We start from the raw sequence: 17281 nt of genomic DNA, 5'->3' as shown, positions 1-17281 counted from the left end.
TAATTATATGATTATAAAGCTAAAATTTGGTGGCCCCTGCTGGACTTGAACCAGCGACCAAGCGATTATGAGAACCATTAGAGGCAACCGAAAAACAATAACTTGGTGATAAATCAGTGTGTTATAAAGTTAATAAAGGGCGATAAGGGGCAATGTTTCTAAGTTTGTGCGACACTTTTGCGACATTCCAGCGGGTTGAGCTTCACCGCCTCTTCCAGGTGGTTAGGGGAAAAGTGAGAATAGCGCATAGTCATCTTGATATCTGTATGCCCAAGGATGCGCTGCAACACCAATATATTTCCTCCGTTCATCATAAAGTGAGATGCAAAGGTGTGCCGTAGAACGTGCGTCATCTGCCCGTCAGGCAAGTATATGCCAGTGCGTTTAATAGCGGATCTGAAAGCATAATAGCATTGCTGAAAAATTGGGCCGCTCTTCCTGGGTAGCTCTTTCGCTAGCTCCGTACTAATGGGGATAGACCTGTTTTTTTTACCCTTTGTCTTTACGAAAGTCACCCGATATCCTGCCTTGTCACTGCCGGTAATCTGTGAGCCGCGCAGATTTTGCGCTTCACTCCATCGCGCGCCCGTTGCCAGGCATAACTTAACGATAACGGGCAGGTCTGCGGCGGAGCTTTTTTGGCACTCGTCCAGCAATAAATCTATCTGTTCGCTGGTTAGGTAGGCCATCTCGGATTCATCGGTACGAAACTGGCGAATGCTGTCGAGAGGGTTAGCTCCTTCCCATTCACCCAGCCGCTTTAGTTCGTTAAATACAGCCAAAAAATAAGCGTGCTCAAGGTTGACCGTGCGCGGGGAAACCTTATCAACTCGTTTCGTTCGGCTGAGATGTCCATCAAGGCGCTTTGCCCGGTAGACAGTGAATAGTTGGGCGTTAAACTCAGTGGCTAAAGGTGAGCCCATACATTCAGCAGCCCAAAGCATGGCGCTTTTACGCTTTTCCCCGTCGCTTAATGTTATGCCGTGACGATCAAACCATAGGTGTATTAAGTCTGACAGACGGCGAGTATCTTTGCCTGAACCCAGCCAGGGGGAGTTATCCACCTTTTCCAGCGTATAGTTTTCGAACGCTAACGCCTCGCCTTTCGTCGCAAACTTTTTGCGAACCCGCCGACCATCTTTGCCGCTGCTGCGATCTACGGTATAGAAGTCGGCAACCCAGCGTCCATCGGGTAATTTTCTGACACTCATAAGCTTTCGGTAAAATCACCTGTTTCGAGAAACTGCCTAAATAGAGCTTCATTTAGTATTATTATTCCCATTCCCCTTGCTGTATCCATTTTTTTTTGACTGGCATTATAGCCATAACAAAGTAACTTAAGACTTTTGGTGACAGATTTTCTGATAACCATTCCGGATTTTACGGCTAGATCTTCAAGTTCGAGTTTTGTGTCTTTCTTGAAGCCAGTGAAGTGGATGTCAAAGCTACTTGGCTTCAAGGGTTTCAGTGTGTAAATGCTGCTATCTATCTTATCCGCTATATCAGCCAGTTCTCTTGATGCTTCTTCATATGAATCGAAGAAGTTTATTACTCTATCCTTTCTAAAGGTTTTTATTTTTCCTTGCTCGCCATCCAACAGGCTGACGCCCTGAATATAAGTTTCGTTGTGTGAGCCATTGGCTATAGCTTGCACGGAAATGGCATTTCTTGAGTTAATATAAATAAAGTAAAAGACTTTACCTTCCATTGTATTCACCTTTCATTAATTTATTGTAACTATAACCTTGCCAATAATATTTATATCTTCAATACTGCAATCAAAGGCCATACCAATACCGCTAACCCGGACTTTTTTGACCGGGATTCGGGTAAGTGTCCGAATACTTACTTTGCCCTCAATATCTACAAGCCATTCACCGTCATAAATTTCCGGGTACTGTTGCTCGATGATGTATTGCGAAGTTTCATCAACAACACATATTGGTTTTTTGGGGGTAGGTTTTCCTTTAGGGAAAATAACTTGATCGAGCATAAGGATACCTGCATCACGAAGTTGCCCATCAATTATTTTTTTTCGGGGGACTCTAAGGATATCCAGTTCTTCGTCATTAAATTTGGTTCCATTACCAGTAGCTATCCATTCAAGATTCGCCCCTGTTTCTGCAACACACCTAACAACCATATCTGCCGGGAAGCCGCCGCGTTTGTAGCGTCCGGCTAGGCTGCTGGAGGCCATCCCAAAGTGATCAGCCAGCATTAGCTTCGAAGTAAAGCCATATGCATCAATGATCCGATCGAGCACTTCGCTACTGTGGCTGATTTGCTCAAATGAAAATTTGGTCATTTATTAATCAGCTCTCTCGCAAAAAACGAAATCGATGTTGCATTGTCGTTTTTTACGATCTAAGCTCTCCAGTGTTGTAGTTATTTACGAATATTTGCTTATATTGCCGCGTATAGCCCTACGCAGCACTAACGGGAGTTTGCCTTATGCGACCTAACATTACAATTGTCATCCCAGAGCCTTACCTACCGCTGGATGAGTATTGCCGCCGTACCGGCACCAACAAAGAAACAGCTAAGAACCTGATTGAATACGGAAAATTACCCATTAAGCCCAAAGGTAAGCAGAAGCGCGGGCTGGTTGAAGTCAACATGGCCGCGCTGACTATACAGGCGCTTAGTGAATGCGACGTTTCGCTTCAGGCGTGACACCAGGGTATCAATTAGGGTAGGGCGAATCATGTTTGATTATCTGACTTCTAAACATGCCCATTTTGATGCTGCTTGCCGGGCATTCGCGCAGGGGCATAACCTGGAGGAGCTGGCCCGCGCTGTGGGGATGCGTCCCCAGGTTCTGCGCAATAAGCTGAACCCAGATCAGCCGCACCAGTTGAACTGTATGGAGTTGCTGGCCATCACTGACGCGACGGAAGATGCGCGTCTGTTGGATGGCCTTCTGGCTCAGATTAATTGCCTGCCATCCGTACCGGTGAATAACGCCACCGCCGAAAACCTCCAGATTTGTGCCCTGAGCGCCACCGCTGACGTGGGGGCGATTGCCGGGGAAGCCGTATCACCTGCCCATATGACGGCGGCACGCCGCACCGCGATCTTTGACCGGGCCAATAACGCGATCCGCAACCTTTCGTTGCTGCTGGTCGCTGTTGAGTCCCGCTTTAATTCCACCCCCGTTATGGCCGCCGCGTTTGATGCGATTTCAAGTGGCCAGATTCCGGGCCTGATGTGAGGGAATACTGATGAAACCTACCAGCCTTAAACCCGGACAGAGGGTTGTTATTGCGCCTGAGTTTGGGACTGAAGTTGAGCGCGGAACGTTTATTCGCAGGGTTCCGCGTTATTACGGTAAGCCAGCATATTGCATCGTTCGCGTTGATGGGTATGCGGGGCTGCATGGCGAGGATGATTTAGGGGACACCCACTATAGCGATTATGCCGTTTCACGCCGCTTTCAGCTGGAGGGCAAAAACAATGGATAACAGAGCGTTTGTTACCTGGCTGACTGAACAATCACCCACGCCGCAACTGAAAGCCTGGGGCAATGGCTGGATCGAATTGCCGGATGGCAGGCGCTGGAATCCGGGCCTTTCCGTCAAGTTTAACGGTCAGGCACCGCGCCCGCCTTTCTGGCGGCGGCTGCTTAATGCCGTAAGGGGGCGTCGTGGCTGATACGGATTTCTGGCTACAGAAGATTCGGGAGCAGGTTTGCCCGAATCACAGCGACGCCGCTGATTACTGGGATTCACTGACGCCGGAATGGCGCGGGCTGGTTCTTCATGCTGCCGCGATTTGTGGGCGCCGGGAGTTGAAGCCTTCGCTGGCGCGTTGCACCTGGGCGGAGCTGTTCACCCGAACCGATCCACGCACCATTTTGCAGATTCGCCGGGGCATACAGCATGGTCGCCGGGTTTTCGCCGGGTTTGGTTCCCTGCGGGATTCTGATTTTTCGGCCCGTACAGCAAAGCGCGACCGGAAGCCAGAACCAGCACAAAAGCGCGGCATCGAGATGGTGATCGCACCAGATATCCTCGCCGCGTTTGATGCGCGGCAGCAACTTAACCAGGAGGGATAACAATGTCGGTTTTTTCTGTGAGTAAAAGCGGTCTGATTTCTGATTTGCGTGACTGGGGGGTGCCGGATGAATACGCAGCGGCATTCCTGGGGAAAATGATTAACCGGGGCAACGGCGTCGCAGTGCCACCGTTCTTTTTCAATGATACCGATCACCTTACCAATAACCGCCACTGGGTGGCGGCCTGCGCCGCTTTCTGGTGCCGGGTTTACCGTGAGGCCACTTCGGAAGTCGATATGGCGCGGGCACTGGGGGCAATCAGCGCGACCTATTACACCGCCGGGGCGCTGGGACAGGGTGAGTTGTCAGCAATGATTAGCCACTGGTGGCGGATTACGTTCGACTTACACCAGTTACCGGCCCCCAGTTACACGGCGCCAAATACACCTTCTTTCCACTAATTCAACCTGAAAAATGCTGGTCACCTGCCGGGTGGCCAGGCCTTTTACGCTCAAAAGGAGCCGTACCCATGAGAATGACACGACAGGATTTACCCACTGCGAACACAGGCACCGACCTGCTGGCCATGCTGGCCAGGGCTACCCGGGAGGGGAAGGCGGCCGCCGCTGATTTGTGCGCTACCCGTTTGGAGAAACTGGCCACCTACGCCGTAAACGAAGGCCTAACCTCCGCCGAAATCATCGAACTGATCCGCCATGAGTCAGAGGCCATTAACAGCAAAGGCGGTGCAGCATGGAACTGAATATTAAGCGTCTAAAGTTGTCGGAGGCGCAGATCGCTTTTATGCGCGGCGTGTCTGGTGAGAAGGGTTTATATGTTCCGCGCTACCCCTCCAACCGCACGGGTGGTGCTTTGGCTAAAAAGGGTTTGGTGGCATTTCATTGGGGGGTGAATCGCTGGGTTCTAACGTTTGAGGGGGAACGGATCATTGAGATGATTCGCGTAATGCGTGGCCCCATTTGTAATAAAGGCGGTGCGGCATGAAAAAAATCATCAAATCCCCGCTTAAATGGGTAGGCAGTAAATCCCGCCTTATGCCGCAGCTTCTGCCGAATCTTCCTGCCGGTAAACGCCTGGTGGAACCCTTCGCGGGCTCCTGCGCGGTCATGATGAATACGGATTATGACGAGTATCTGATCGCTGATGTGAATCCAGACCTAATCGCATTTTATCGGGCTGTGGCTGCCGACCCTATTGATCTAATTGACAGGGCCAGACACTTGTTTGAAACATTTAATAGTGCTGATGGTTATTACGATAGTCGCTTCTCCTTTAACCATGACTCTGATCTGGAGTGGCGTGCCGCGCTTTTCCTGTATCTGAATCGCCATTGCTACGGCGGCGTGTGCCGCTATAACAAGCGCGGCCATTTCAATACGCCATACGGGCAATACCAGAAACCTTACTTCCCTGAAGCGGAAATTCGCGCTTTTGCGGAGAAGGCCAAACGGGCAACTTTCGTTTGCGCCAGCTATGAAGAAACGCTGGGCATGGTGCGGGCCGGTGATGTGGTGTACTGCGATCCGCCATACATACCTGTAACCCCTACGGCCAGCTTTACCCAGTATCACACCGATGGTTTTACCCAGGACGATCAGTGGCGTCTGGCTCATGAGCTTAAAAAGGTGGCTGCCGCCGGGATTCCTGTTATCGCCTCTAACAGTAATACCACTCAGGCTCTTTCGCTGTATTCGTCGTTTCAGGTGCGGGAATTATCCTCGCAACGCAGCATTGGCGCCGCCCGTGGGGGAATCAGCACGGTTAATGAGATTCTGGCGATACTGTCCAACCCGCTACCAGAACCAAAGAAAACAGTAGAGAAGGGGGTGTTTGCATGAACATATCACGGGAAGCTTATACGCTCGCTTGTGCTGTGCTGAAGTGTGCGAAAAAAACGAGCGTAGAAGAGGCTTTTAGCGAGCTGGAAAGGCTTTTTTATACTCCTGAGCAGTTACAAACAGAGCATCGTAACCGCGACAGGTTTCGTCAGGTTTTAGAGCGTTTACCAGCCCCTGAGACTCCAAAAAACTAGAGGCAGATGAGTATTCACCCAGCCCTGAACATGTGATAGAGCGGTACATATAACCATCATGGTACAGGGCGATTTTGTAGGGGATAGAGTCCACGTCTGTGGATTGCTCATCAAGCCAGCGCGTAATGAGCGCGTCATATTCAGGACGTTCTGTTTCGGTTAAATAGCGGCTTTTCATGACAGATCTCACAATCAATAGTTTTACAGAAAGAATGGATTCTAATGGCAAACACCATACCGTCAATGCCTGGCGGCGTGAGCATTTCGCGCCAGGCATTCCCCGCGATGTAACCATCACAGAGCGCCGGTTGTGGCAGGTGAACCCTGCCGATCATGCCTGGCGCTCTCAGTATATCCACGAGATACCCGACTGGCTGGCCGGGTATTTTGGAAACCGATACGAAAAATTGCACCAGGGCACTGGCGGCCGCCGCCGTGCCAATACATTTTTGCGCAAAACTATTGGCCAGAATGTATTGCCACGCCTGCGGAAAGTCACGGCGCACTATGCATACACACCTGAAGTTATCGATCTCCCCTTTGGTAAGGCGCTGGAACGTCTGCCCACGCTGGGCCGCCGGGAAATAAAGCGACTGGCTAATCAGGTGTCCACCTGGGCGGCTCAGGCGCTTTGTGATTTCACCGATACCGAATTTAAGGGCGCTGCAACCAGTGCAGCAGAGATGCACCGCCGTACCCTGGCGGCTTATCGGCACCTGTGCGGCCTGGCGCAGCTGCTGAACATCACCCCGCCATACCAGGCCGAGTATTCCGCCAGTGATTATCTGCCTGGGCCCAAAGCTGAATCCGGCATTTTGCGCATGATGGCGCCCGACTGGTGGGCCATCAAGCTGAAGCGCCAGCGCGATATCCAGCGGGAGCATATGGCCATTGCGGTGGGGCAGGTGCAGAAGGCGGCCAGCGCTTATGTCTCCCGCGCCACTCTGGGGGAATGGGTAGAGCAGAAGCGCCGCAACACTGAGTTTTTTAAGAAGTTCGATCTCATTAATGAAGATGGCCAGCGCATTGCACTGGCCGACATGGTTTATGGCAGCGTCGCCAATCCGGCGATCCGGCGCTGCGAACTGATGGTACGCATGAGGGGGTTTGAAGATATGGCCAACGAAATGAATCTGGCCGGTGAGTTTTATACAATTACCGCGCCGTCGCGCTTTCACTCCGTGCACAGCCGCGGCGGTTTTGTCAGTCAGTGGAACGGGGCCAGCCCCAGAGATACGCAAAAATATCTGTGCGGCGTCTGGTCGAAAGCCCGCGCTGCATTATCCCGCGCCGGTATTCACGTTTTTGGCTTCCGGGTGGTGGAGCCTCACCACGACGGGACGCCGCACTGGCACATGCTGCTATTTATGCGCCCGCAGGACGTGGAGGCAGTGCGCGATATCCTGTGTTATCACGCCCGCATTGCTGATTCTGAAGAGTTGCAGACCCCGAAGGCGCTGAAGGCGCGCTTTCATGTTGAGCCTATCGATCCCGAGAAGGGCAGCGCCACGGGCTACATCGCTAAATACATTTCAAAGAATATCGACGGCTTCCAGTTGGATGGCGAGAAGGACGGGGAAACCGGTGAGAGTCTGCGCGACATGGCTAAAGCCGTATCGGCCTGGGCTTCCCGCTGGCGCATCCGTCAGTTTCAGCAGATTGGTGGTGCGCCGGTGACAGTATGGCGGGAGCTGCGGCGCCTGCGTGATAAGACGCTACCGGATGGCCGCATGGATGCCGTGCTGGCCGCCGCCGATGTGGGCGACTGGGCAGCATACACCATGCACCAGGGCGGCCCGCTGGTCGCCCGCCGGGATCTGGTGGTACGCCTGGCGTATGAAATTACCGCCTGTGGCAATGAGTATGCCGAAGACGTCCAGCGCGTGCAGGGGGTTTATTCTCCGCTGATCTCCGGCTCCGAAGTGGCCACCCGGCTGGTACGGTGGGAAAAGGTTCCCAAACTGGCCGAAGCGTCAGCGGAGGCGGGTTTTTCTGGCGGCGCAGCCGCCCCTTGGAGTTCTGTCAATAACTGTACGGAGGGAACCCGGAGACGGTTAAAACTGGCGTTGAAAAAACGGGGGGTGGAGGCCACCGCCAGGGATATTCAGGTGCTGACCAGCGGCGGGGCGCTGGATATTGGCGCCGGTGGCCGCCTGGTGTACCGGAACGGGCGGCTGATAGAGCAGCGTGATGATCCCCTGGCGCAGTGCTGGCCGGGTTGGGGTGAAAAAAAGTAGCAAGGAAACCGGTCGTGATATCAAAAATCCGACAGTCGGGAGTTTCCTTGCCTGATTTAATTTGTATACTGTATAGATATACAGTTGTTTTATGGGGGTAGCTGATGGATTTACTTGACCTGGCTGAGGCCGTGGAACGTATTGAATTGCTGGCAAAATACGTTTGCGTTGACGAGAGCAGCACCAGGGAACGACAGGTGGCCTTAATCTGGATCGGTGAGATAGCAGAAAAAGTCGGGCGGGCCCAGCGGGCGGGACTGGTAGTAAAAACCCCCGTAGCGGGGGCTTATCAGGCGGATTTTTGCAGCAGGTCCAGCAGTATCTGACGATCGTCACTCTGTATATTATCGACCAGGCTTTTTAGCAGCTTTTCTTTATTTTTGGCGCTGGGGCTGATGGTATGCGAAAACGTTACATTCATAACAAATGTGTGACCACACTCCACGTCAGTGCAGGCGCAATACAGGTCTGATAATTCGCGATGTTTGCGGGCAGTCTTTTTTATGATGGCGTTTTCACCACATTCAGGGCACTGTATTTTCATTACGCGCATGTTAATAGCTCCGGGGGAAAGGTGACCCCCGGATTTTAGCTTTTTATGGCGCATTATTCATCCCCAGACCCGGAACTATCCGGGAAATTTAGCCATAAATGTGGCGGAATTTCCCGATCGTCTTTCACGGCGGCTTTGAACAGGTTCTGAATGGGGGCAACCTCCGCTCTCTGGTAGGTTCTGCTGATTTTTTCAATATCTCCCATTATCGATCCGTTGGTCGGGATAATGCCCGCCATCCCTGCCGGGAATCGGTGCGCGGTTAATACGTCCTGGGCGCTGATGCTTTTTACGTTCTGAAATTCATCTTTGGCGCTGATATCACCAATGGGAATAAATTTGATTCCCTCCGGGTTGCCTTTGGGGATGTTAACGAACATGGTTGAAAAGTTGCCAATCCCTTTTGACTGTTCCAGCTTACCAATAATTTCCTGCTCCACTTCATCCGTCATATTTTCATCATTGGAATAGATAATGCCGCCGGTATGGGCACCGTTATGGTAATAGCGGCGGCGGAAAATGGTCGCTTCACCGTTTAACAGGGCGGAGTGAATTCCGCTGATGTAGTCTGGCAGGCCGTAAATGCCCTGCTGCGGATCGTACTGCTTCAGGAAAATGACATCTTCCGGCGGATAAATCAGCGGCTCGCCTTCCTGTAGAACGGCGAATTCTCCACTTTTACGGATTCGGGTGTACAGGGCAGGCATGGGGGCCAGTCCCACGACTTCACCCCAGCCGTTGCGGATTTTAACCAGGGCGATATCGCCAAATACCAGATAGTCAAAAATGGCCGCTTTCAGTTCTTCATGCGTCAGGCCGCCTCCCTGATAGTCTGCTGCCACCATATTTCGGCGGGCGTACAACACGCCGCCGTGCTGGGCGTTGAGGTTAACCAGTTGCGCCAGCGCCAGGCGGTCAATGGGTAGCGTCCAGTGCTCCGCCTCGTTGTCGTACCAGACATCGCTATAATTGGTGCCGGTGGTCAGGATCGGCTCAGGTTTGCCCAGGGTGATAATGCTCATTTTGCGCGCCGGACTGGTCGGCCCGCGCTTCCCTGCGTGATATTTCCGTTTTTTCATGCTGCCTTCTGTATTGCCCAGGTGGATTTGCGTTTGTGCTGGTAGTCCAGCGGCTCGTTATCAATTGCGTGTGAGATGGCAAAAAAGCTGTCCGCGTGGCCGGTTTCGGCGCTGCGATCTGCAACAAATGTCATGGCGTTGCCGCTGCTTGTCGCCGTTTTGCGTATTGCCATAAAGCTGGCCGCTATTTCGGTTTTGTCCTTGTCCCACTCCAGGCGCTGGCTCTCCACCACGTCGATCATCTTCATCACCAGCCGGTTTTTGGTTTCGACGCCGTAGCGGATGGCTGTTGCCTGGCGAATGGCAAAGTTCTGGATTTTCTCAAAGACGCCGCTGCCCAGGCCGGTAATATCAACGCCGATATACGTCATGTTGTACTGGCTGAACAGCTTCTTAATCTGTGCGGCCTGATATGCCCAGTTCACCCCCTGCCAGTGCTCGACGCGCAGCACCCGGAATTTTTCGCCGGGGTAAAGCGGCGGGGCGACAATCACAAAGGTGCTGGTGTCACCGCTGCGGGCCGGGTCATAACCTGCCCACACTTCACGATTGCCGAATGGTCGCGCTGCGGTGGGGTCGTGATCCTGCCAGGTGGCCGGGTCAGTACAGCAACGCTCAACGTCCGCGAAGCTGAATACGCTGTCTTTGCTGTCCACAAAGACGCACATATACAGCATGTTGAACGTGTCGGGGTTGTAGCGGTTGCGCAGCTTGTCGATGCTGGCCAGGTTAAAGCCTCCGGCGATGGCATCGACCAGAGTAATGACATAGCGCCACTGGCCATCCGGGCACAGCCGCCCGCCGTCGCGCAGCTCGTCGAATGACGGGAACGCCACCCGTGCGCGTTTCTTGCTGCCGCGCTTCCATTCTTCGCCCGTCCAGAAAGGGTAAGCCTGGTGGGTCTTGCTGGATGGCGTGGAAAAGTAGGTGGTGCGCCACTTATCATGTGTGGCCATGGCGCTGGCCACTTCGTTAAGCTTCGCGAAGTTAGGTACCCAGAAATATTCATCACAGTACAGGTGGCCGCTGTAGCTCTGGGCGGTGTTCTTGTTGGTTGACAGAAAGCGCATCTCTGCGCCGTTTGACAGTCGGATCGGGTTACCAGTCAGGGTTACGCCGAAATATTGCTCTGCAATGTTGACGATATAAGACCGGAATACCTCCGCCTGGGCCTTTGAGGCTGACAGGAATATCTGCGGGTCACCGGACAGCACGGCATCTTCGAAGGCCTCAATAGAGAAATACCAGGTCGCGCCTATCTGTCGGCTCTTCAAAATATTGCGGATCTGCTGCGACAGATTGGCGCGCAGGTGCTTCTGATACCCGAAAAAGTGCTCTTCCGAGAACTTATCGAAATCCTCTTTCGTTAAGTGGCTGATGTCGTTCTTTTTGTATTTGCCGCGTTTGCGGGGCTTTTCGTCGCCATCATGGCGTCCGGTATCGCCGGATGATTCCCGTGCCTGCGCCAGCTTTTCCTTGTGCTTATTGGTCTGGGCGCGCAGCTTCACAAGATGGCCGACCAGGTTATCCAGTTCCTTTAATTCAAGATCGCTTTTTCCTTCGCGCAGGGTTAAACACTGAATGCGCCGGTTCAGTGCTTCCTCTGTGGATTCATGGCTGAGTAATTCAGACCATTTATATTTTTCCGCCCAGTAGTAAACGATCCGCCTGTTCGGCAGATTTAATTCTGTGGCAATTTCCTGCGGGGTATATCGTTTCAGATACAGCGCCCGCGCCACACCTTTTAATTCTTCACTGTATTTAGCCATGCGCTAATTATGCCAGCCTGATTTAAACAACGATTGCGCTTTAATTCGGTTGTGTTCGGCTAATGGGTATATCCGAATTAAACGAAGTGCGGCCAGAAATGGAATGCGCAATAATTCAAATCGCAGCAGGAAAGGAGGCAAATTAATGTCAGGCTCTCAACTGGCAACCAACTGGATTTGTATAGCCGCTGCGGGGGATACGGTAGACGGGAGGGAAATAAAAGAACAGTGGATAAATGACGCTGTGGAGTTATATAGCCCCAACTTATATACCGCGTTGCTGTGGCCGGAGCATTCCCGAAACTATGGAAATATGGGGGAAGTGCTGGAGCTAATGAAGCAACGCGATGAAGAGGGAGTGCTGAAACTCTATGCGCGTCTTTGCCCCAATATTTCGCTGATTGAAGCCAATATGAAAGGGCAGTTAATTTTTTTATCTGCTGAGTTTACGCCGGACGGGAATTTTCGCAATACGGGGAAAACCTATCTTGAAGGACTGGGGGTAACGGATAGCCCGGCCAGCGTAAGTACCACTCGCCTGCGGTTCAGCCGCAATAAAGGGAGACGCTACGGAGCATATAAGCCCGTGGTGTTTGATGAAGTAAGGGAAATTAAAAGGGAAAAGGATATGGCAGCAAAGAAAAAAAGCTGGCGCCACCTGTTCAATATTGAAGAGCCGCAGAACGATCCGGCAACTGACCCGCAGGACGATAACGGAGATTCCGGCGATGAAAAACTGGCGGCCCTGGCTCAGGCACTGTCTGCGCTGGAAGAGCGTGTCACCAAACTGGAGTCCAGCCAGGAGCAGACCGATCAGGCCGTTGAGGATGTGCAGTCCGATGTTGATACCGTTAAAGACGCGGTTGATAACGCCGACTTTGCAACTCTGGTCAAGAACGCGCCCCGACTGGTTAAGGCATTCGGCAAGCTGGATGAAAAGATTACCACGCTGCCGGAGCGGAAATTTAATAAGACCAAAAAAGGTTTTAATTTCCTCTGATTAACTGATTTAAGGACGAATTATGCAGTTAAATGCAAAAGCCCGCGAGTTTCTGAACCAGTATCACGCGGGTCTGTGCAGCTCCTACGACCAGCAGGACGCGGGTCGATGGTTTGCGCTGACTGACCCCAAAGAAACGCAGTTGCGTGACGCGCTGCTGGAGTCTGCCGACTTTCTCAAGATGCTGACCGTTGCTGATGTTGATCAGCTTCAGGGGCAGGTGGTGCCGGTGGGTGGCTCTGGCCTGTATACCGGGCGTGTGGCTGATGGGCGTTTTCGCAAAAAGGTGGGCGTTAGCGGCAACGATTACAAGCTGGTCGAAACCGATTCCTGTGCCGCGCTGACGTGGCAATTGCTGTCGGTGTGGGCGAACGCCGGGGATGAAAACGAGTTTTTCCAGCGTGTCCAGGAGTTCACCAATCTGTCGTTTGCGCTGGATATGCTGCGTATTGGTTTTAACGGAACCAGCGTTGCAGATACCACCGATCCGGTGGCAAACCCCAACGGAGAGGACGTTAACAAAGGCTGGCATCAAATCGTCAAGGAATGGAAAGAAGGCCAGCAGATTATCACCGATCCGGTGGTGCTGGATGGCGATGGGAAAGGGGATTATGTCTCTCTGGATGCCATGGCCTCCGATCTGATTAACAGCAAGATTCCGGCCCAGTATCGCAGCGACCCGCGCCTGGTTGTGCTGGTTGGCTCTGACCTGGTGGCGGCGGAGTCGTTCCGGCTGTATCAGAAGGCGGACAGGCCCACGGAGAAAATCGCGGCGCAGCTGCTGTCGGACAGTATCGCCGGGCGTACGGCGTATGTACCTCCGTTTATGCCGGGCAAGCGCATGATCGTGACCACGCTGCCGAATCTCCATATTTATACCCAGCGTGGTACCCGCCAGCGTAAGGCGGAGTTTGTTGAAGATCGTAAGCAGTACGAAAACAAATACCTGCGCAATGAAGGCTACGCCGTGGAATACCCGGAGTTATACGCCGCAATTGATGAAAGCGCAGTGACTATCGGCGCCCCGGTGCCGCCGCCGGAGGAATAACGGATGGCGCTATCACCGGCACAGAGACATACCGCCAGGATTGAGGCGGAGCGCAGGTTAAAGGCGGGGCAGTCTGCTGGCGCAGATGCCAGCCTTCATACCCTGATTGTGGCGCTTAACAGGGATGTGGCCACGGCGGCAGGCATGGAGCGGGCAGAGCGAACGCGTTTTAAGCGTGACGAGCTGTTGCCGCGCTGGCTGCCGACGGTGGAGCAGTATCTGTCCGGTGATGCGGTTTTCCAGAATCCGGTCTTTGCCTGGTGCGTCGTGTGGTTGTTCGACACGGAGCAGTTTGACCAGGCACTGGACTGGGCGGATCGGGCTATTGAGCAGGGGCAGGATACCCCGGAGCCGTTCCGCAGTCGTTTTCCGGTATTTGTGGCAGATACGGTGCTGGCCTGGGCAGAGCGGGAAGCCTGCCAGGGGCAGCCGGTAGAGCCGTACTTTAGCCGCACGCTGGAAAATGTGATGCAGCGTTGGACAGTGCCGGAGGCACTTTGCGCCAAATACCTGAAGTTTCAGGGGTTGCAACTGCTGCGCGATGAAAACGGAGAGCCACGCGCGGCGGCCACAGAGGACAGGGAAACCCTTCTTCAGGCCAGGGAGTGGCTGGAGAAGGCGCAGGGACGCGACCATAAATGCGGTGTCGGCACGATGCTGGGCAGGATTGCCCAGCGTCTGCGGGCACTGGATAAGACTACCGCAAGCCAGGCGGGCGCGGTGGAGGGATCGGCAGATGCCTGATGCCCGTGGAAACCGGTCAGCCCGCCACCTTTTTTCCGGAGGCTGAATGTTTAGCGGTTCACCGATTAATTACGACGATGCCGGGCTGAAAAATGACGGATTCTGGCCGGATCTGAGCGTCGCGGACTTTCAGCGCCAGCGCAGTATCCCGCCGGATGTCGCCCCGGGAACCGTGCGCGATGCGCTGATAACCGCCGCCGGGGAGATTAACGACGATCTGACCAGCATTGCGGCCAGATACCGGGGGCAGGGGTACCAGCGGGCCCAGGATGTGCCTGGCGTGGTGCTGGATGGGGAAAACCTGCTGTGCTCCCGCTACCGGAAAGCGGTCTTTGCGCGGGCCAAAGGTGACCTGCTGGGTGAGTTTGCAAGCCTGGGGCGCCGGGAGAGTCACCCCGGCCAGGAGAGTGACCAGACCCGCTCCAGCCTGATCGCTGAATCAACCCTGGCGGTACGACGCATCAAGGGGTTGCCGCGTATCACGGTGGCGATGATATGAGCCAGCTGGATGCACTGACCCGGTTTCTGGCGGAAAACATGCCGACCCGTGCGATGCAGGGATTTGACAGCCAGATGGATGGCGTGGAGTTCATCCCGGCGCAGCGGGATCTGGGACTGAACCAGTACCGGCTGGCCATCATTAAATATAACGCCGTGTTGTCCTGGGAGCGTTACCCGTACCGGGAGTATGACCCCAAGATACTGATGGCGCTGTTTATTGCCTGGCTGGCGCAGGCCGATCGCAGTCTGTTCGAAGAAATTGGTATTGATAACGACCTGCCGGATTTTGATATCGACGTGATTGACCCGGAAACGGCCATTGTGGTGGTTAGCCTGCCGATGGCTGAAGAACTGAATCTGGTGCCGGATGAAAACGGATCAATCCCGCATGACGGCAGGCGCTGGCGGCTGGAAAGTCCGGAGATCTGGACGGCAGAGGCGGCGGAAGTTATTCCGCACCGTGAGGATTCACTGTGATTCGCGGGGAGCTGGATAAGGCGCAACTGGCAGTATTTCGGGAGGCGCTGAAAAAGCTGGATCTCCCCCCGGCAAAGCGACGGCGCCTGCTGTGGCGGATGGCCAAATATGGAGTGGAGGCTGCGGCAAAGCGCAACGTCAGGAATCAGCAGGCGCCGGATGGCCAGAAGTGGCCCGGCAGGGCGACAAAGCGGCGCGGCAAGATGCTGCGCAATATGCCAAAGCTGATCCGCATTCGGGAGATGCCGGAAACCGGGTCAGTCAGGCTTTATCTGTCGGGCGGAAATTATCGCAACGGCAAGGGGAAAGTGGCGGCAGGTGTCGTCGGATACGCGCAACAAAACGGTATGAGCGTGACGATAAACCGCCGTCAGATGCAGCAGAAGGCCCAGGGCGACAGCCCGGCCACGCTGCGGCAGGCGAAGCGCCTGCGTAAGGCCGGGTATAAGGTCAGGCGCGGGAAGCGCTGGCGCAAGCCCGGCTATAAGGAAATCCAGGAGAGTCTGACCGCCCGTAAGGCGGGCCTGCTTATCCGCATCCTGGAGGATAAGCCCGCGAAACCATCCTGGCAGGTGGAGTTACCCGCCAGGGCGTTTCTGGGGATTGGTGAGCAGGACTTTAACAAGGCGCTGGCCCGACAGCTTCAGGCTATCGGGTTCGGCTGGAACGTTAACGCGCAGGATATTAAGGGGAAAACATGACCTGGCCTGTTGTGCAAATTAATCAGGTTAACCAGTTGCAGGGGGAAACCGACGAGATCGAGCGCGTATTGCTGTTCGTCGGTACCGGCGACACCAACACCGGCAAGACGCTGGCGGTTAATACCCAGAGCGATCTGGATGCCCTGCTGGGTGCCGATGCCAGCCCGTTAAAGGGCATGGTCAGTGCGGCGATGCTGAATGCCGGGCAGAACTGGAGCGGCTTTATTCGGGTGCTGGCCAGTGGCGAAGAGCCGGAATCGTGGGTAGATGCTGTGCGCGCAGCGCAGCAGGTGGCGTCAGTGGAAGGCGTGGTATTTGCTGATGATATCGCGGATAAAGCCGCGATTAACGAGGCCGCGAAATTACGTGCGGAGTTGCTGGCTAAGTACGGGCGCTGGGTGTGGTTCATCCTGGCAGTACAGGGGCCGCAGGATGGCGAAGCCTGGGCGGATTATCTCGAACGGCTGTCAACACTTCAGAGCGGGATTGCGGCGGAGTCGGTGCAACTGGTGCCGCGTCTGTGGGGAAATGAACCGGGTGTGCTGGCCGGGCGCCTCTGTAGCCGTGCGGTGACCATTGCCGACAGCCCCTGCCGCGTTGCCACCGGCGCCCTGGTCGATATGGGGGCGGATGATCTGCCGGTGGATGGTACTGGCGCCACTCTGGAACTGGCGACGCTTCAGGCGCTGGAATCGCAGCGCTACAGCGTGCCGATGTGGTATCCAGACTATGACGGCTATTACTGGGCAGACGGGCGCACGCTGGACGTGGAAGGCGGCGACTATCAGGCCATTGAATATCTGCGCATTGTGGACAAAGTGGCGCGCCGCGTTCGCCTCCAGGCGATTGCTAAACTGGGCGATCGTTCGCTGAACAGCACACCGGGCAGCATTGCTGCACACCAGTCTTACTTTGCGAAAACGCTGCGGGAAATGGCCGTTACCTCCCAGATTAACGGGGTGACCTTCCCGGGCGAGGTGAAGCCGCCGCAGGACGGTGACGTGACGATCGTCTGGAAGTCATCCACGCAGGTGGAAATTTATATTGTGGTGCGCCCGTATGAGTGTCCGAAGGGCATCACGGTCAGCATCGTGCTGGATACCAGCCTGGCAGGGAGTGAATAAC

At 54.4% G+C, this 17281-nt stretch carries 24 protein-coding genes; 17 read left to right on the top strand and 7 right to left on the bottom strand.

Translation table 11 applies throughout. The features are described 5' to 3' along the window. Window positions 1-158 precede the first annotated feature (158 nt). From FEM41_RS02065 to FEM41_RS02055, 3 genes are read right to left on the bottom strand one after another with little or no spacing between them, the layout of a single operon-like run. A complete protein-coding gene (locus FEM41_RS02065) occupies window positions 159-1211 on the bottom strand; it encodes a phage integrase (protein ID WP_138093959.1) in 1053 nt (350 codons plus the stop codon). Then, on the bottom strand, window positions 1208-1708 hold the full coding sequence (locus FEM41_RS02060) for a BRCT domain-containing protein (RefSeq protein ID WP_138093957.1): 501 nt from the start codon (window positions 1706-1708) through the stop codon (window positions 1208-1210). The genes FEM41_RS02065 and FEM41_RS02060 overlap by 4 nt, the downstream gene beginning before the upstream one ends. Window positions 1709-1723: 15 nt before the next feature. Then, complete coding sequence (locus FEM41_RS02055; RefSeq protein ID WP_138093955.1) at window positions 1724-2305, bottom strand: phage repressor protein CI; 582 nt, start codon at window positions 2303-2305, stop codon at window positions 1724-1726. A gap of 146 nt (window positions 2306-2451) precedes the next feature. On the opposite strand from FEM41_RS02055, the gene FEM41_RS02050 reads away from it, so the two are divergent. From FEM41_RS02050 to FEM41_RS02010, 9 genes are all read left to right on the top strand, one after another. Continuing rightward, complete coding sequence (locus FEM41_RS02050) at window positions 2452-2673, top strand: regulator (RefSeq protein ID WP_138093953.1); 222 nt, start codon at window positions 2452-2454, stop codon at window positions 2671-2673. Between the two features lie 31 nt (window positions 2674-2704). Then, entirely contained in the window at window positions 2705-3211 is a 507-nt protein-coding gene (locus FEM41_RS02045; RefSeq protein ID WP_138093951.1) for a phage regulatory CII family protein, read from the top strand. Window positions 3212-3221: 10 nt separating this feature from the next. Beyond that, entirely contained in the window at window positions 3222-3461 is a 240-nt protein-coding gene (locus FEM41_RS02040; protein WP_138093949.1) for a hypothetical protein, read from the top strand. Continuing rightward, window positions 3454-3651: a phage filamentation protein Fil family protein gene (locus FEM41_RS02035; RefSeq protein WP_138093947.1), complete on the top strand. Its 198-nt coding sequence runs from the start codon at window positions 3454-3456 to the stop codon at window positions 3649-3651. Before FEM41_RS02040 ends, FEM41_RS02035 begins: the two co-directional genes overlap by 8 nt. Then, window positions 3644-4054: a hypothetical protein gene (locus FEM41_RS02030; protein ID WP_138093945.1), complete on the top strand. Its 411-nt coding sequence runs from the start codon at window positions 3644-3646 to the stop codon at window positions 4052-4054. Before FEM41_RS02035 ends, FEM41_RS02030 begins: the two co-directional genes overlap by 8 nt. Window positions 4055-4056: 2 nt before the next feature. Next, the gene (locus FEM41_RS02025; RefSeq protein ID WP_138093943.1) at window positions 4057-4455 is read left to right on the top strand and encodes a hypothetical protein; all 399 of its coding nucleotides are present in this window, start codon (window positions 4057-4059) and stop codon (window positions 4453-4455) included. 68 nt (window positions 4456-4523) lie between these two features. Then, window positions 4524-4757, top strand: a complete 234-nt coding sequence (locus FEM41_RS02020; protein WP_138093941.1) for a DUF2732 family protein — start codon at window positions 4524-4526, stop codon at window positions 4755-4757. Beyond that, window positions 4748-4999, top strand: a complete 252-nt coding sequence (locus FEM41_RS02015) for a hypothetical protein (RefSeq protein WP_138093939.1) — start codon at window positions 4748-4750, stop codon at window positions 4997-4999. The genes FEM41_RS02020 and FEM41_RS02015 overlap by 10 nt, the downstream gene beginning before the upstream one ends. Then, window positions 4996-5853, top strand: coding sequence for a DNA adenine methylase (locus FEM41_RS02010; RefSeq protein ID WP_138093937.1), 858 nt, complete (start codon window positions 4996-4998; stop codon window positions 5851-5853). The genes FEM41_RS02015 and FEM41_RS02010 overlap by 4 nt, the downstream gene beginning before the upstream one ends. A 75-nt stretch (window positions 5854-5928) precedes the next feature. On the opposite strand, the gene FEM41_RS02005 is transcribed toward FEM41_RS02010, so the two are convergent. Continuing rightward, complete coding sequence (locus FEM41_RS02005; protein WP_138093935.1) at window positions 5929-6225, bottom strand: hypothetical protein; 297 nt, start codon at window positions 6223-6225, stop codon at window positions 5929-5931. Between the two features lie 34 nt (window positions 6226-6259). On the opposite strand from FEM41_RS02005, the gene FEM41_RS02000 reads away from it, so the two are divergent. Then, window positions 6260-8284 (top strand): replication endonuclease, encoded by a 2025-nt coding sequence (locus FEM41_RS02000; RefSeq protein ID WP_138093933.1) that lies wholly within the window; start codon window positions 6260-6262, stop codon window positions 8282-8284. A 289-nt stretch (window positions 8285-8573) separates the two neighbouring features. Here the strand turns inward: FEM41_RS02000 and FEM41_RS01990 are convergent, their stop codons facing one another. Genes FEM41_RS01990 through FEM41_RS01980 form a run of 3 tightly spaced genes read right to left on the bottom strand, consistent with a single transcriptional unit; the run spans window position 8574 to window position 11685 of the window. Continuing rightward, complete coding sequence (locus FEM41_RS01990) at window positions 8574-8891, bottom strand: Ogr/Delta-like zinc finger protein (RefSeq protein WP_138093931.1); 318 nt, start codon at window positions 8889-8891, stop codon at window positions 8574-8576. Continuing rightward, window positions 8891-9916: a phage portal protein gene (locus FEM41_RS01985; protein ID WP_138093929.1), complete on the bottom strand. Its 1026-nt coding sequence runs from the start codon at window positions 9914-9916 to the stop codon at window positions 8891-8893. The genes FEM41_RS01990 and FEM41_RS01985 overlap by 1 nt, the downstream gene beginning before the upstream one ends. Further along, a complete protein-coding gene (locus tag FEM41_RS01980; RefSeq protein ID WP_138093927.1) occupies window positions 9913-11685 on the bottom strand; it encodes a terminase large subunit domain-containing protein in 1773 nt (590 codons plus the stop codon). Before FEM41_RS01980 ends, FEM41_RS01985 begins: the two co-directional genes overlap by 4 nt. Before the next feature lie 145 nt (window positions 11686-11830). Here FEM41_RS01980 and FEM41_RS01975 point away from each other — a divergent pair, with 145 nt between their 5' ends. The 7 genes from FEM41_RS01975 to FEM41_RS01945 are packed head-to-tail and all read left to right on the top strand — an operon-like array spanning window position 11831 to window position 17280. Further along, window positions 11831-12685 (top strand): GPO family capsid scaffolding protein, encoded by an 855-nt coding sequence (locus tag FEM41_RS01975; protein ID WP_138093924.1) that lies wholly within the window; start codon window positions 11831-11833, stop codon window positions 12683-12685. A gap of 22 nt (window positions 12686-12707) precedes the next feature. After that, a complete protein-coding gene (locus tag FEM41_RS01970; RefSeq protein WP_138093922.1) occupies window positions 12708-13733 on the top strand; it encodes a phage major capsid protein, P2 family in 1026 nt (341 codons plus the stop codon). Between the two features lie 3 nt (window positions 13734-13736). Then, on the top strand, window positions 13737-14477 hold the full coding sequence (gene gpM, locus FEM41_RS01965) for a phage terminase small subunit (protein WP_138093920.1): 741 nt from the start codon (window positions 13737-13739) through the stop codon (window positions 14475-14477). A gap of 46 nt (window positions 14478-14523) precedes the next feature. Then, a complete protein-coding gene (locus FEM41_RS01960) occupies window positions 14524-14976 on the top strand; it encodes a head completion/stabilization protein (RefSeq protein WP_138093918.1) in 453 nt (150 codons plus the stop codon). After that, window positions 14973-15455, top strand: coding sequence for a phage tail protein (locus FEM41_RS01955; RefSeq protein ID WP_138093916.1), 483 nt, complete (start codon window positions 14973-14975; stop codon window positions 15453-15455). The genes FEM41_RS01960 and FEM41_RS01955 overlap by 4 nt, the downstream gene beginning before the upstream one ends. Continuing rightward, entirely contained in the window at window positions 15452-16156 is a 705-nt protein-coding gene (locus tag FEM41_RS01950) for a phage virion morphogenesis protein (protein ID WP_138093914.1), read from the top strand. Before FEM41_RS01955 ends, FEM41_RS01950 begins: the two co-directional genes overlap by 4 nt. Further along, a complete protein-coding gene (locus FEM41_RS01945) occupies window positions 16153-17280 on the top strand; it encodes a DUF2586 domain-containing protein (protein ID WP_138093912.1) in 1128 nt (375 codons plus the stop codon). Before FEM41_RS01950 ends, FEM41_RS01945 begins: the two co-directional genes overlap by 4 nt. Window position 17281 lies beyond the last annotated feature (1 nt).

Origin of the sequence: Jejubacter calystegiae (genome assembly GCF_005671395.1) — a bacterium.
GTDB lineage: Bacteria > Pseudomonadota > Gammaproteobacteria > Enterobacterales > Enterobacteriaceae > Jejubacter > Jejubacter calystegiae.
Note: the sequence above shows the minus strand (reverse complement) of the source record. Positions and strands in the feature narration are given on the sequence as shown.